This is a genomic window from Bifidobacterium apri, from assembly GCF_009299485.1.
Classification (GTDB): domain Bacteria; phylum Actinomycetota; class Actinomycetes; order Actinomycetales; family Bifidobacteriaceae; genus Bifidobacterium; species Bifidobacterium apri.
Map to the genome: position 1 here is coordinate 1 of NZ_WBSO01000022.1, position 13,037 is coordinate 13,037.

Annotated in this window: 18 protein-coding genes and 2 tRNA genes; 1 reads left to right on the forward strand and 19 read right to left on the reverse strand. The window is 58.9% G+C overall.

Translation table 11 applies throughout. The annotated features are described in order from the left end of the window. The 12 genes from DSM100238_RS08755 to DSM100238_RS08810 all read right to left on the reverse strand — a co-directional run. Nucleotides 1–749 (reverse strand): hypothetical protein (locus DSM100238_RS08755; protein WP_152356280.1); only part of this gene is annotated, 749 nt, incomplete at its 3' end. A 29-nt stretch (nucleotides 750–778) separates the two neighbouring features. Continuing rightward, a complete protein-coding gene (locus DSM100238_RS08760) occupies nucleotides 779–1,174 on the reverse strand; it encodes a hypothetical protein (protein ID WP_152356281.1) in 396 nt (131 codons plus the stop codon). A 17-nt stretch (nucleotides 1,175–1,191) separates the two neighbouring features. Beyond that, nucleotides 1,192–1,566, reverse strand: a complete 375-nt coding sequence (locus DSM100238_RS08765; protein WP_152356282.1) for a hypothetical protein — start codon at nucleotides 1,564–1,566, stop codon at nucleotides 1,192–1,194. A 102-nt stretch (nucleotides 1,567–1,668) separates the two neighbouring features. Next, nucleotides 1,669–2,280, reverse strand: coding sequence for a phage tail tube protein (locus DSM100238_RS08770; protein WP_152356283.1), 612 nt, complete (start codon nucleotides 2,278–2,280; stop codon nucleotides 1,669–1,671). Nucleotides 2,281–2,353: 73 nt separating this feature from the next. Further along, nucleotides 2,354–2,815 (reverse strand): hypothetical protein, encoded by a 462-nt coding sequence (locus tag DSM100238_RS08775; protein WP_152356284.1) that lies wholly within the window; start codon nucleotides 2,813–2,815, stop codon nucleotides 2,354–2,356. Nucleotides 2,816–2,820: 5 nt separating this feature from the next. Beyond that, the gene (locus DSM100238_RS08780) at nucleotides 2,821–3,138 is read right to left on the reverse strand and encodes a hypothetical protein (protein WP_152356285.1); all 318 of its coding nucleotides are present in this window, start codon (nucleotides 3,136–3,138) and stop codon (nucleotides 2,821–2,823) included. After that, a complete protein-coding gene (locus DSM100238_RS08785) occupies nucleotides 3,120–3,632 on the reverse strand; it encodes a hypothetical protein (RefSeq protein ID WP_152356286.1) in 513 nt (170 codons plus the stop codon). Before DSM100238_RS08785 ends, DSM100238_RS08780 begins: the two co-directional genes overlap by 19 nt. A gap of 6 nt (nucleotides 3,633–3,638) precedes the next feature. Beyond that, a complete protein-coding gene (locus tag DSM100238_RS08790) occupies nucleotides 3,639–4,076 on the reverse strand; it encodes a hypothetical protein (protein WP_152356287.1) in 438 nt (145 codons plus the stop codon). An 18-nt stretch (nucleotides 4,077–4,094) separates the two neighbouring features. Beyond that, on the reverse strand, nucleotides 4,095–5,156 hold the full coding sequence (locus tag DSM100238_RS08795) for a major capsid protein (protein WP_152356288.1): 1,062 nt from the start codon (nucleotides 5,154–5,156) through the stop codon (nucleotides 4,095–4,097). A gap of 18 nt (nucleotides 5,157–5,174) precedes the next feature. Then, complete coding sequence (locus DSM100238_RS08800; protein ID WP_152356289.1) at nucleotides 5,175–5,690, reverse strand: hypothetical protein; 516 nt, start codon at nucleotides 5,688–5,690, stop codon at nucleotides 5,175–5,177. A gap of 11 nt (nucleotides 5,691–5,701) precedes the next feature. Continuing rightward, complete coding sequence (locus tag DSM100238_RS08805) at nucleotides 5,702–6,301, reverse strand: hypothetical protein (protein WP_152356290.1); 600 nt, start codon at nucleotides 6,299–6,301, stop codon at nucleotides 5,702–5,704. A 27-nt stretch (nucleotides 6,302–6,328) separates the two neighbouring features. After that, on the reverse strand, nucleotides 6,329–7,198 hold the full coding sequence (locus tag DSM100238_RS08810) for a hypothetical protein (RefSeq protein WP_167511134.1): 870 nt from the start codon (nucleotides 7,196–7,198) through the stop codon (nucleotides 6,329–6,331). Between the two features lie 51 nt (nucleotides 7,199–7,249). On the opposite strand from DSM100238_RS08810, the gene DSM100238_RS09640 reads away from it, so the two are divergent. Then, nucleotides 7,250–7,378 carry a hypothetical protein gene (locus DSM100238_RS09640; protein WP_276608016.1) on the forward strand — a complete coding sequence of 43 codons (129 nt, stop codon included), beginning with the start codon at nucleotides 7,250–7,252 and terminating at the stop codon, nucleotides 7,376–7,378. Nucleotides 7,379–7,430: 52 nt separating this feature from the next. On the opposite strand, the gene DSM100238_RS08820 is transcribed toward DSM100238_RS09640, so the two are convergent. The 7 genes from DSM100238_RS08820 to DSM100238_RS08850 form a co-directional block, all read right to left on the reverse strand. After that, a complete protein-coding gene (locus DSM100238_RS08820; protein ID WP_152356292.1) occupies nucleotides 7,431–9,062 on the reverse strand; it encodes a phage portal protein in 1,632 nt (543 codons plus the stop codon). Between the two features lie 22 nt (nucleotides 9,063–9,084). After that, a complete protein-coding gene (locus DSM100238_RS08825; RefSeq protein WP_152356293.1) occupies nucleotides 9,085–10,962 on the reverse strand; it encodes a hypothetical protein in 1,878 nt (625 codons plus the stop codon). A 25-nt stretch (nucleotides 10,963–10,987) separates the two neighbouring features. Beyond that, a complete protein-coding gene (locus DSM100238_RS08830; RefSeq protein WP_152356294.1) occupies nucleotides 10,988–11,413 on the reverse strand; it encodes a phage terminase small subunit in 426 nt (141 codons plus the stop codon). Continuing rightward, nucleotides 11,373–11,912, reverse strand: a complete 540-nt coding sequence (locus DSM100238_RS08835) for a hypothetical protein (RefSeq protein ID WP_152356295.1) — start codon at nucleotides 11,910–11,912, stop codon at nucleotides 11,373–11,375. Before DSM100238_RS08835 ends, DSM100238_RS08830 begins: the two co-directional genes overlap by 41 nt. 3 nt (nucleotides 11,913–11,915) lie before the next feature. After that, complete coding sequence (locus DSM100238_RS08840) at nucleotides 11,916–12,245, reverse strand: HNH endonuclease (protein ID WP_152356296.1); 330 nt, start codon at nucleotides 12,243–12,245, stop codon at nucleotides 11,916–11,918. Nucleotides 12,246–12,572: 327 nt separating this feature from the next. Continuing rightward, a tRNA-Thr gene (locus DSM100238_RS08845) sits at nucleotides 12,573–12,644 on the reverse strand. A gap of 233 nt (nucleotides 12,645–12,877) precedes the next feature. Further along, a tRNA-Ser gene (locus tag DSM100238_RS08850) sits at nucleotides 12,878–12,971 on the reverse strand. Nucleotides 12,972–13,037 lie beyond the last annotated feature (66 nt).

Here is a 13,037-nt window from a genome sequence, read left to right on the forward strand (position 1 = left end):
CGCTTATACTCACGGCTCGCCGCGTTCAGGCTGGTTTTCATTTCGGCGGTCAGCTTGTCCAGCCGGTCGGTGGCTGTCTTCACACCCTTGCCGGTCACCGCACTGTCAAGCTGCTTCTCCGCCTTCGCGATCCGCTTCGTATACGAATCGACAAGATTCTGGTATTTCTTCTTCGCCTGCTCGATATCCTTGTCGCGTGCCGCGTGAATCTTGTCCTGCTCGTCGAACACGCTCTTGCGGGTACGCTGGCGTGCCGCCTTATAGGATTGTTCGATACGCGCGATTTCCTTGTCCGCGTTCGCACCGATTTTCTTGACGGTCGAAACGTAGCCGGGCAGCGTATCATTCAACGTCTTATACGCGCGCTTCACCAGCTCCTGCTGCTGCGCATAACCGGCGTTCACATCATCCAGTTCGCTGCGGAGCTTACGCTCGGCAAGACGCGCCTTGTCGATACCCTCGGCGTTGAACTTCACGTCGATGGCATTGGAGGGGGAACGCAACTGTTGGAGGACACGGTCGAGCTTGCGCGTATCCGCCTTCACGCTGATGGTCGCATCATACGGACGGCCGGTCGCCATGCGCATCTCGTCACGGAACCGGTCAAGATCGGGCGTGACATCGACCTGAGCATCATACATGTGCTCGGCCTTCTCCAACGCCGCGCGGAGCTTCCGGTAGAAGCCGCGCGTGTCAGGCACGATGTCAATGCCCAGCTTGCCGTAAACCAGCGAATCCATCTCCGCCATAAGATTCCCCCTCGATAACCGTCAGACGGTTACTCCACGAATTGCATGTCAGCCAGTGACAAGTGCCCGAACTTGCCGTGTTTCCCGTGTTCGCCAGGCATCAGCACCATCGGCACATGCTGCGCGCCCTTCTCCAACCGCGCATTGAACTGCGCGGCGAGCATATTCCGCATGTCAGCCAGCAGCATCGTATCCTGCGTGAACGCATGATTGGACAGCCGGTAACCGTCCCCATCCATGCCGGTACCTGTATGCTGCTTGTCATGGTCGAGCCGGTACTCGCGGTACAGGCTCCCGTCGATACCGGTCAACCCGTCCAGCAAATCAAGCAATGCTTGCGGGCTGACCTGCCTGATGGCATCGGGCAGCGTCAACCCGTAGAACCGTCTGAAATCAGAAGTGAGAGCGACACGACACTGCGCCATCTCCCTCTTGAACAGGGTTATTTTCCCAGTTCACCCACATACCATTGCAAGATCGCATAGTAGGCGATGGCAAGTTCCACAGGCTTCTTGCCTTTCTCCCACTCGTCGAACCCATCCTTATCGACGGCGAGACTGCGCATGACGGGTTCTTCCTCTTTCAATGCCTGCTCGACTGCGAGCAGAATGGCAACGCCCCGCTCGGTCTCGTCCTCAGCCGCACTATTCGCGTTGTTGAACAGTGCCTCCACGGTCGCGGCGACCGTCTGCGCGTGCGCGCTCTCCAACGGTTTCAGACTGTTCGCGGGCACCAAGTCTGGCAACCCCTCTAGCACGGGGTTCTTCGACACCACGTCATCGAACGTCACAACAGTACCGGTTGATTCTTCACTCATAATGGACTCCTAAAACTTTGATATTGGACTCCGGGAAATGAAAGTAAGAAACCCCACGCCCGTGCCGGGAGTCCAACGCGGCGCGGGGTGGGGAAGCCAGGATCAGGCTCCAGTGACCTTGAACGATTCGGCGGGCAGGAACTCGAACGTACCCTGCGTACCATCAGACTTCGGCTTCACGCTCGGGCTGGCCTCGAACGTCGCCTTCATACCGAACTCAGCGAAATCACCGGACAGGTCAACAATGCCATCAGCGGTGACGGTCGCACGCGGAACATACACGCCGAACGCCTCATTCGTCGTAGTGTCATACGAGAACACCAACAGCGCAAGACGGGTGGAAGTGCCCGGAGCTACGGCGACAGCACCAGTGACACTGCCGTCCCAACCACCGAAAATCAGCTTCAACGTAGCCGAATCCGCCTGAACGGACTTCGCGCTCATGGTATACGTGACATCTTCCGTAGACGTACGCACATTGGCTTGAAGCCACGTACTCGTCGAACTGGTATCACCGCCGCTGGTCTCGAACGTCGGGAGATTATCGGCGCTCGTATGACCAAGGTTATGCCAAGGGTCCACCGTGTCCACACCAAGCGTGAACTTCGTCATATCGGCAGGCAGCTTGCTGTCAACCGGAGCGACGAAAATCGCACCGCGCTTCGGAGAGACAAGCGCATCAGAATTGACCTTCGTTGTAATCGTGTCAACCATAAGGTTTCCTTCCAAACAAAAAGGCCGCACCCACCCCGGGGTACGGCCAAACAAACAAATAAAAATTCAGTTATCAGTCAGACTGCAAACTGCGGGCTGTGACCGAGAAATCAGTCATCTCCCACACGTGCACGTCATTTGCGAGATTCATGTCATCAGGACCATGCCTTGAGAAACCGATAGGCGTGACCGTCGAAACGTGCCCGTAAGCGTCGCCCGCCTTGTTCCACGGCCACGCCATCACCTGCTTGTACACGTACCGGCTGAACCGGTTCCCCACGTCAGGGTCGCTGGATAGCACGTACAAGCTGAGCGGTATCTTCCACAATCCGTATCCGAGGTCGCGTGGCGCGCCCACATCGTGCACGACGCACGGCTTGTCAGCCAACTGGTTCGCATCATTCAGAATCGTGGAACGGACGACCGCGTTCGGGAACCCGGTGGACGGCACGTCCGACTCCAACAATGCGCGTACCATAGCCTCCGCGTCGATAGGCTCATGCTGATACGGGTCAAGCTCCTGTAAACCAGCCATGAACGTCACCCGCCTATCGCGTCACGGAGAATATGCTTGCCCGGAATATGCCTGCCCGCGCGCACATTGTAGAACCCGACCTCGGTCTGCAATGCCACGTCCTGCCCGGTACGACCCGGTATGGACAGTTCCACGCGCGTATCCTGCGGCGCATGACCACCCGTCAGGAACACGTAGGAGGCATGATGCTTCTCCTTGATACGCGCGTCAGCCAACGCCTTCGCACGGTCGGCAACGCGCATCCCATACAAGCGCGTCGCATATCGCCCGTACTTCTTCGCGACAATCGTGCCGATATCACGATTCAAGCTGACGAACCCCAAGACACCGCCCCCTCCGGTTCAGGCACGCCGATACGCTTCCGTTCAGCACGCAACTCCCAATGCTTCGACCTGCCCGTACCAGACGAGCGGCGAACCGGCGCGCCCACCGTGTCGTACAAGTCGCCCTCATACCACACGGCGGAATACAAATCACCCGGCCACGCGCAAGCCATAATCTGGATAGGCGTAATCTCGGTCAGACCACCGGACTTCAACGGAATATCCTGCGCGCCACTGTTGGCAAACATGCCCGCCTGATTCTGCCTGCCCTCCACATCACACGTGACACGAAGCGGAGTGCCGACCTGTTCCAGACGCACTCCATGCGCGGTGTCAACCGGCTTGCGCAACACCACGGTCACGGTCGTGCGCGTCAACAGCGACTTGTCGGAATCCTCGACTTCCTCCGGGGTGAACAGCGGCTTTTCGGCATCCTCGGTTTCATCATCGCTGAACAGCGGCTTGTCATCATCGGACGTATCAGTGTCAGCCATCACACGTCACCCGCCCCAATAGTCCGCAATGCCGATACCCGCAGTTCCGATGATGCCTGAATCGTCCCCGCCGTTGATGAGTGCCTTCTCATTCGCGCGGAGGAACAGGTTCGGGCTTGGAGTGAACCCGGGCGGCGTATCGCTCGGCGCGTCATCCGTATAGGAGTACGTGCCGTTCGATTCGGTGTGCTGCCGCTGCCAGATGGCGACGCGCATGACCATCGTCGTGATCACGTAGGCGATGGTCTCCTGGTCGAGGTCGCCTTTCCGGTAGCGGCTGACCGCACCGGGGCATTGGGTGATGACCATACGGCAGGCGATACGGCACTGGCGTTTGATCCACCCCGCCGTAATCGCCTTGCCCATGTACGAAGCCTTGTCCGACTGGAAATCGTGGAAGAGGGTAGGCCAGTCGAAATCATCCCAGATATTGACTTGAAGCACGGCCAGCCACCCCCAGAATCACAGGACAGTCACAGACAGCGTGCTGTTCGGCTGGGCAAGCACCGGCAGGAGATTGCCAGTCGAATACACGTCATAAGCGGGCACGACACCATCGGCATCGTAGACGCCAGCGAACAGGCCATAACCTTCCGGTACGATACCGGTGGAAGCCTGAGCGGTCTCACCAAACACCGTCGCACCGATACCCGTGTCGCCGGTGCCCGGCAGAAGCAGAACCGTGTTCGCCGGGTAAATGCCCTTCTGATTCTTCAACCGCTGGGCGGCGAAGAACTTCGAGTACACCTCGTCGATGACGATGATATCGGTGATACCAGCGTCAGCGAACACGCTTGCCACATCGGCACGGTGGATGCTGGGCGGCAGTGCGGCTGCGGTCTTCTGACCGTAGAACCGCTTGATGATGTTCGTGTTGGACGCGAGAGCCTTCATGATGCTACGCGTGATGACCATCGTTGTCGGCGTGGCACCGTCTGCATCCTCGATAAGTTCGCTCCACGTTTCGATATCCGTGTACGGGTCAGAACCGGAAGCATTCCACTTCGCGGACAGGGCGACACTGGCCAGACTCGTGTCACGTGCATAATCCAAGGTGTTGGTTACACCGTTCTCACTGATGGCGAGCTTCGCGTTCACGACCGTATTGATACGCGCCTTCTCGATCTTCAGTGCGGTCTGCGCACCGATCTTGCCGAGCAGGCTCTCGACACGCTCCTCACTCGTCGCGGCGGCACGCATGGCGACGAGATCATGCTCGCTGATACGCATGGCCGCGCCGATAGGCTGAAGGGCGGCACGCTTGACAGTGCCGGAACCGACGGTCTTGCCATACGGGACATTGCCATCCCAAGCACGGAATACCGTGTCCTCACTGATTTCACCACGCTGGTTGGGAACCCAAGACACTGTGGTATTCTCACCGCTCATACCATCAGGTAAATCGTTGATAGCATGGTCAGGAAGAATCTTGCTGAACGGAAGCTCGGCAGTAACAGCGTCATACGCGGCCTGAGCTGCCTTGGAAGCCAGCTCCGGGTCGATGATATCGGTATTGATGCTCAAAATCCTATCCTCCTACTCTCAGGCTCCGGCTGCCGCGGTTGCGGGGGCGTTGCTCAACAGTGTGGCCGGGCTGCCGTCAGGCGTGACCTTCAGGAACAGGCCGTCCCACTTCGCGCCGGTCACATCGAACGGCAGTTTCGTCGTGTCGATGGCACCCGTGTACCGCATGCCTGCGGTCACGGTCGGCACCTTCACACCGGAGCGGTTGAACTCGACACTGAACTGGCTCTCCAACACTCCTTCGATGTTGCCGTTGCGACCGTCCTTCGCGGCGGCCTCATACGGGCCATACAAGCCCGTGCTCGCGCCGCTCGTGATACGAGCCAGCGGGATACCGCTCTTGATGTACACGACCGTGTTGTCCGGGTCGTCGTCCACGATGCACTTCGATGCCATCGTGCTGGACACGAACGTCGTCACGTCCAGCGTGACGCTCATCACGCCGTCACCAAGACGGTTAATCAGCCAAGACTGGTCATCATTCGGCTGACCGACATGCGTGGTGACGACACCGGTTTCATTGATGTCTACCAAGGTTTCACTCCTTACTTGGATTTATTGGCGGAGTATTTCTCGTAGATGCGCTTGTAGATCGCGGCCTTCTCGTCCGGCTGGCCTGCCGCCGCCGAACCGTTGTTGGCCTGCGCAGCCTTGCGCGCACCACGCTCCTCCGGGTTGATGTTGTTCTGGTTGGTTCCACCCATGTCGGGTTGCCCCTCTTTCGATGCTGATGCGGCGAACGCGACGGCGGCCTTCTCACCCCACTCGCGGATCTTGTCTGGTTCGGTCTCCCCGCACAGGGCGAACACGCTTTCGGACAGTTCCGGGTGGGCGAGACGCACGTCCTTACGTGCGGCCTCCACCTCGCTCGCATGGAGCTTCGCCTGCACGTCCGCGAGCTGCTGACGGATTTCGGGAAGCTCGCCAAGCTGCTTGTTGGCGTCCTTCTCACGATCCTCATGCTTGCGGGCCATGCTCTTCCAGTAAGCGACCTGCTCTTCAAGACTCCGCTCCATGACGGGCTTCTTCGAGTCCTGGTTTTCTTCGCCCTGCTGGCCGGTCTGCTCCACTCCGGTCGGTTGACCGCCTTCCGTACCCTGTTCCCCCTTGTCGGGCGTAATCTTGTCCTCCATGTCGGTGGGCATGTAGATTCCTCCTATTATTTGGTTTTCTCATACGCCCGACGTGTTCAGCATCGAACGCAAACTTACGGCGAACGCCTTCTGATAGCGGATGGCGTTCGCAAGACTCTTCGACGGGCGGATATTCAATTCACGCCCGTCACTGTCCAATGTCTCGGCGCGACCGGTGTCTTCGACGGACTGCATGGCTTCCAACAGGCTCCGGCTTCGTGTGAGCATCGTCTCCAACTGTTGGACGCTCATATCATGGTCTGGTTCCACATACTTCGTGTCGCCCGTCCAATCCACATACCCGTCGTTATGCTGAAGGTGCCCGGTCTTGTCGAATATCGGGCCTATCTCGCCGTGCTCGCCGACCGTGACATTCACGCTTGCCAACTGCCACGCCTTGTTGCCGCCCGCGTGCGAGTAGATCGTGTCAAGGTCGTTGCGGTTCAGACTCAGACCGGGGTCGTTGCCGTTGAGTATCGGCATGACCGTGCAATGGCAATGGTCGTGTATCGGGTTCAGATCCTTGATGTGGTACGTACGGTCGGCGGCGACCACACACAGGCCGCACGTGCCCGTATGGGACAGTTCCGGGTGGATCACACGCCGGTACGTTGTCACGCCGGCCTTACGGTAGGATTCACGGTTCGCCATGTCACCGGCACGCACCGCATCCGTATCAGCCACCGTCTCTCCACGCTCACGCGCCGCGTCAAGCCACGAATACACCAGCTTGTAATCCTCGTCCGTAGGTTTCGGCCATTCGACCGGCTTCACCTGCGGGGATTGGACTGCGGCATGACGGTAGGCGACCGCGTTCTTCACCGCCGTCAACTGCGGGTCGGTGTTCGCACGCGCCGGAAGCCAACCACCGTTAGGCGGATCGGGAATATTCCCACCCAACAAGCGCATCACACTGATAGCATTCGCGTACCATACCCGCGTGCCTGCTGCACCATCATCATGCCCATGTACGCCTGCCGTGCCGCAACCCCGTACACCACGCCGTCATTCCACCAGTCGGACGGGCTCAACGTCGCCCACAGCTTCCACGACGCGGCACTGTACGCCTGCGACAAGCCGGACAGTTGACGGTCATACGNGGTGCNCANATNCCNCAAGCGGGTCAACGTGCTTGATGCCATCATTCACCGACATCGGCGACCCGCGGGACGGGGATGACAGCAGTCGACTCAACCGCCGCCGCCGTACCGGGCGCCGCCGGCGCGAGAGCGTCAAACGAATCATCAACATCACGCGTACCCGCCTGTTCGGCGGCCACGCTCTGCGCCGTACCGTTCAACGTCTGCATGTCCAACGCACGACGGTCATCCTCGATATCCTGCTCACTCCAACCAAGCACCTTACGCTTGATCATGTCGCCGCTCACGATGCCATTCAACTGGCTGGCGGCGGAAGCCGGATCGGAATACTGGATCGGCATGATGGGCAGCCACAAGGTCGTGAAATCCTCGTCCGCCGCGTCCGTCTTCCCATCCAAGACCAACGCCATGCGCATGATACGCACCAGCGCATCGTCGGCACGCTCATTCAGATCCTGAGCCTTGAACAGCACGCCCTCACGCTTCAAGTCAGCGCCAGACGCGCTACCGCCCGTATCATTGCTGTTGATGCCGAACGGGGTCATGCTCATGTCGGCGAGCTGCTTCATCTCGTTCTGTAAGGCAGTCGTCCACGGGGTCACGTCAGTGGACTGGGACTCCCACACGTCCACGCCGTCAGGAAGAACCCACAAGCCAGCCGGGTTCGCGACATACAGTTCGGCGAAATCAATCTTGTCACCGGCCTTCTTAAGGCCTTCCTGCACCGCGATATCATTTTCCTCATATGTGTCGCGTGGAAAGTTCTTGAACGCGCGTTGACGGAACGCCTGCGTCATCATCACGCACGTCCGGTCGAAATTCAATTGCGCGATACGGTAGATGTTCGACAGGTACGGCTCGAACAAGCCCAAACCATCCGCCGTGCTCAACCCGACGATGGGAAGCGTCCCACATTGCGCAGCGTAATCCCAGTTCCGGTTCACCTCGGACACCCACTTGTATCCTGGCGTGAAACTGAAATCACCCTTACGGTCGCCGTTCGCCACACCGTAGATCGTCTCCGTGTCGGATTCGGCGGGGATACTGCGGCTCCCGGACTCCAGTTGGGCGACACGGCTATGCACGCCGCTCACACTCCCGTCGTCCGCGTAATCCAACCGGTATATGGTCAACGATTCCACGCCCGACAGGTCGTCATACCCGTAGACGATGGCCGCACTCCCGTCAGGCTCCATCACGCACTGCCACGGGGACAGGGGCTGCACGTAATCCTTGCCGCCGCCACGGCACACCATCGCATACGAACGGCCATACAGGTTCCGCTGCGCGAACAGGTCACGCGCCTTCAACGTCATACGGCAGGAACGCCATTCACGTTCAGCGTCCACACTCCGCTCACGCTCGTCATCCAACAGGCGGAACCCGTTCGGACGCTGACGGATAGTCACACTGTCAACCATCGGACGCGCGATGTTCACGCTCGCCAACCGCAGGTTACGCTTATACGCCGCACGACTCTTCGCATTATTACGGATATTCTGCGGCACATGCTGACCCGGCACCAGATCCTCACCGTCATACACGGTGCGAAGCTCACACAATCGTGGGATACGCTTCGCCAGCACGCCCGCGAGACGCGTCAACTCAACCGCATCCGCGTCACTCTCGTCCACACCGTCAACCAGCAGGGTGATATCAGACTTTCCAGCCACCGCACCCACCTTTCACAATCAATCAGATGCTGATGGGAAGGAACTGTTTTGGTTTCACTTCCTCAGCCTCGCCGACGACCTTCATGCGCGCCGCATACGCAAGCATGCCGGCCATCGCCGCATCAATCTTCTTCGGGGAGTCCGGCGTCTCCTTGAAAATCAGGTAGCCGAAACTCCGGTCACGCCTACGCGCGTTACGGAAATGGTTCACAAGACGCGGATCGGCCAGCAAGCCGATATCACCGATGACCGGCTCACGCTCCTGCGCCGTCACATACGGGTACTCGAAATTCCCGTGCATCGTGACCAGATTCTGATACACCTCACGAGTCCACGAGTTCGTATAGAAGCGGATACGCTCGCCACGGGCGCGCGGGCTGACCGTCAGCCGGTCACCGTACATCAGCTCCCATTTCGCGATCATCGGCTCCCACGGGTTCACATCAGCGAAGAACCCGACCACGTTGTAATGATCGAACATCCACTGCACCTTCGCGTCGAACGCATCACGGTCAACCCTCCAACCGGAACCCTCCGGCCCGTCAGGCTTCTGCGCCAGCTTCACAAGGAACAGCAGACCATCGGACACGCGACACCCCACAAGCGCCGTAGCATCATCACTTATGGAACCATCGAACCCCAAGGTGATGCGTTCCTTCGGCTTGACGAACTCCATCCACTTGTCCGCGATCTCATACGGTTGCAAGCCCACGTAAACGTCACGGCCGACGATATGCTCCTGTATCTGGTCTTCCGTCAGCCACGCGTCGCTACTGCTCGTCAGACTGTTCAGGAAGTAGCGGATACTCTCGTTGACTTCATTCTGCGGGTCGTAGATGCGTTCCATGAAACTCTCAAGGTCGCACCAGCCGTCCTTCGACGGTCCCGGCTCCACTCCCTTCGACAAGAGCGTATGGCCTTCACTGTCACGACCGGTCTTCGGGTTCACGCGCGTCACACGCCCATCAGGAAGCAGCAGATGATCATAACCGTCGGACGATTTCGCCGCACTGCCATAGGATTCCATGAGCGCATGCTTGAGCTTCTTCTCATCAGCCAGATCAGCGACGGAAAGCGACGAATACCGGTGGTCGAACAGGATATGCTGCTTATGCTTCGCCTTGCCCTCCTGCACCATCCACGCCGTCTTGAACGTCGTCTCCGCGACACTCTCATCACCGGGTTTGAACATCGTCGTGGTCTCAAGAATCCACGGCTCGGCATCGGCACGCTTCGGAAGGTTACGCGACAGCGTGTCATACGTTTTCTTCACTTGCTTCTTCGTATACAAGTGTGTTTCGTCAGCAAGCAGAAGCGTCTGCTTGCCGCCATCCTTGGACGCGGCGCCACCGGTACCGTAACTGATCTGCCCGCCCTCCGGAAGCGAGATACGGGTAAGACCGGGGTCAAGGCCGACACCACGCAAACGCGCCAACGGGCCTTGCGTGCAGTTCGTGTAGCACACGTCGTAAATGTTGCCCGTCTGGTCTTCCGCTGTAGCGATGCACAGGATATCCGGCCCCTGAATCACGCGCCCGACAGGCTCACCCTTCCGGTAATGGTAGGTGCGGCCAAGGAACACATACGTCTCGTCGCCACGCGCCCAATGGTCGAACCGGCATGGGGCGAACGCTTCAAACAAGGCGATGACACCGGCAAGGCCACTCTTGTTGCATCCCTTCGGGCGCGACAGGAACACCTTGTTGAACATGCGGCGCCCATCCTTACGCAACGCATACGCGTTGACCATGAACTCCGCATACTCAGGCGTGAACCTGTATGGCACATCGATAACAGGCGACGAACCGATGACACAAAAATTCTCAATCCACCAGATCGCGAACCAGCCGATACTCCGCAGCTTGTCATCACGGGTCAACGTCGGAATGATATCGTGCATGCCAGCATTGCCCCCTTACAATCCATCAGCCGCCTATCAACGCCGCCCTAATGTCATCCATCCGGCTCTCCCCCACATCATTCAAACCAATCTCGTCACCGGCACCCAGATCATCACTGTCAGGGGCATCCCACTTCAAAGCGTGACGAGCCAACGGGGTCGCGCCGATAGCGTTCTCACGCGCACGAATCTCAGCCGCCAACACCGCGCCCGGCTTACGATAGAAATTATCCTTGAGGATACACAGGTCAAGAATCGAATCCCAATCCAAGTCAGTGCCCAGCTTCACAGCCTGCGGACTCTGCCGGATATGCTCGTAATACTCCTTCGTGGCTTGAAGCCACTCCTTGCCATCAGGACGGGTGGACGGCAAATCATGGCCGCGAACCTTACCATCCCATTTCAACGGTTCACCGGTGGCCTTGCTGGCGCGCCTTCCTGTCCCTGCCACGCTTCGGTCTCCCATCCCACTTCGCCTTGCATTCGACATGCAACGGCACACGATTACTCAACACCGGCCTGCCACCAGCCTCCAACGGGACACGCCACCCGGACGCGAGCGACCCATCATCCACGACAGGCTTCCCACACTCCAAGCACACGCCATCACTCGCCGCCAACACATCACGGTCAGTGAACAACTCAATATCCTCGATCATCCGCTCACCGTCACTCATATCGAACGGAAGCGGCTTCACCACGATAGGCAACGGGTCACGCACCGGCGCCTTCCCCGCATCCTTCAACCGCTGCCAACGTTTTCGGCACGCCTGCGAGCAGAACATCTTCGACTTGCGGCGGACCATCATCCACGTGCCACACATCAAGCACAAGCGCACACGACACCCGTTCACATCGATACGCCCATGCAACCGCAACTGATCGTAATGGTATCTGCACAATCCGCGAGCCACCTCATCGTTCAGACAGCCAGCGACCATGCAACCCATCAGTCACCTCCATGCCGGATGCTCCCGGAACTCCCTATCCGATTTACGCCTGCGCTTCTCATACCTGCCCAGCACGCTCTCCACATGCGTCTTGCCCGCATGATGCGCATGGCACAGACTCCACAGGTTCGCGAAACGGTCATCATCACGCACACCATCACGATGCCGGTGATCCACCTCGGTCGCCGGCGCACCGCAAATACCCATATAGAAACCGTTCTCGTCATACATCGGCCACTGGCACCGATGCCCGTCACGCGCAAGCACCTTCGCCCGCACCTTCACCCACCCGCGATTGAACCGCGCACGACGATTACTCGAACTCCACGCCACGGGCAGCACCCCCCAACCAGCAAAAATAAAAGCCCCAACCCGACAGTCTGAGCGGCACCAGAAGCACACACAGAACAATGGTTAGTTGTTGTGAATAATCAATCAATAATCCAAGCCCATCTAAGGGCACCCGCATTTCCTATCGGGCCGGGGCAAGCCCCCACCACGGGAATCGAACCCGCGCGCCGCTCCAAAGGAACCACAGGAAACGGACGGCGACACCAGTGTGAGGCTAGAGGCTTCTCACCTCACCGGACGCTTACGCACCAGACCCGGAAAACAGTCAAACGGGCGGCCACGGATGCTCAGACGCTGCCGTGGCCTGCGAGCCTCGACCGGGAATCGAACCCGGAACCACCCCATTACGAGTGGGGTGCTCTACCATTGAGCCATCGAGGCAAAAACTACGCGCGCTCAAACTCACGCTTGAACGCGCGACAAGCATTCCCGAAAGCAATATTGAACCGGCTGGAATCAGGAACATACCCCTCACCAGAACCAGTCAGATCGACACGCTTCATCGGCATACGACACGATATCGTAGCCGACTCGACACCACACGCGGCATCATGGATACGAAACTCCACAACCGGCGAGCACTCTTCCATGACGTCACTCCCCCAGACGGCAAGCGGATTGAGAGGGATTCGAACCCCCGGCACGCGGCACACGCCTTCATGCAATGCCTTAGCAGGGCACCGCCGTCGACCACTCGGCCATCAATCCATACAACTCGTACAAGCGACAGCATACTCAGAAAGAACCTTGCAAAAACCGTGCACCCTCAATCCC

What these genes read in the sequence shown, in the direction of transcription:
- DSM100238_RS08825 (WP_152356293.1), bottom strand. Translation starts at nt 10,962, where the DNA reads ATGCACGATATCATTCCGACGTTGACCCGTGATGACAAGCTGCGGAGT.
- DSM100238_RS08835 (WP_152356295.1), bottom strand. Translation starts at nt 11,912, where the DNA reads ATGGGTTGCATGGTCGCTGGCTGTCTGAACGATGAGGTGGCTCGCGGA.
- DSM100238_RS09640 (WP_276608016.1), top strand. Translation starts at nt 7,250, where the DNA reads ATGCCCATGTACGCCTGCCGTGCCGCAACCCCGTACACCACGCCGTCA.
- DSM100238_RS08775 (WP_152356284.1), bottom strand. Translation starts at nt 2,815, where the DNA reads ATGGCTGGTTTACAGGAGCTTGACCCGTATCAGCATGAGCCTATCGAC.
- DSM100238_RS08810 (WP_167511134.1), bottom strand. Translation starts at nt 7,198, where the DNA reads ATGCGCTTGTTGGGTGGGAATATTCCCGATCCGCCTAACGGTGGTTGG.
- DSM100238_RS08760 (WP_152356281.1), bottom strand. Translation starts at nt 1,174, where the DNA reads ATGGCGCAGTGTCGTGTCGCTCTCACTTCTGATTTCAGACGGTTCTAC.
- DSM100238_RS08770 (WP_152356283.1), bottom strand. Translation starts at nt 2,280, where the DNA reads ATGGTTGACACGATTACAACGAAGGTCAATTCTGATGCGCTTGTCTCT.
- DSM100238_RS08805 (WP_152356290.1), bottom strand. Translation starts at nt 6,301, where the DNA reads ATGCCCACCGACATGGAGGACAAGATTACGCCCGACAAGGGGGAACAG.
- DSM100238_RS08765 (WP_152356282.1), bottom strand. Translation starts at nt 1,566, where the DNA reads ATGAGTGAAGAATCAACCGGTACTGTTGTGACGTTCGATGACGTGGTG.
- DSM100238_RS08785 (WP_152356286.1), bottom strand. Translation starts at nt 3,632, where the DNA reads ATGGCTGACACTGATACGTCCGATGATGACAAGCCGCTGTTCAGCGAT.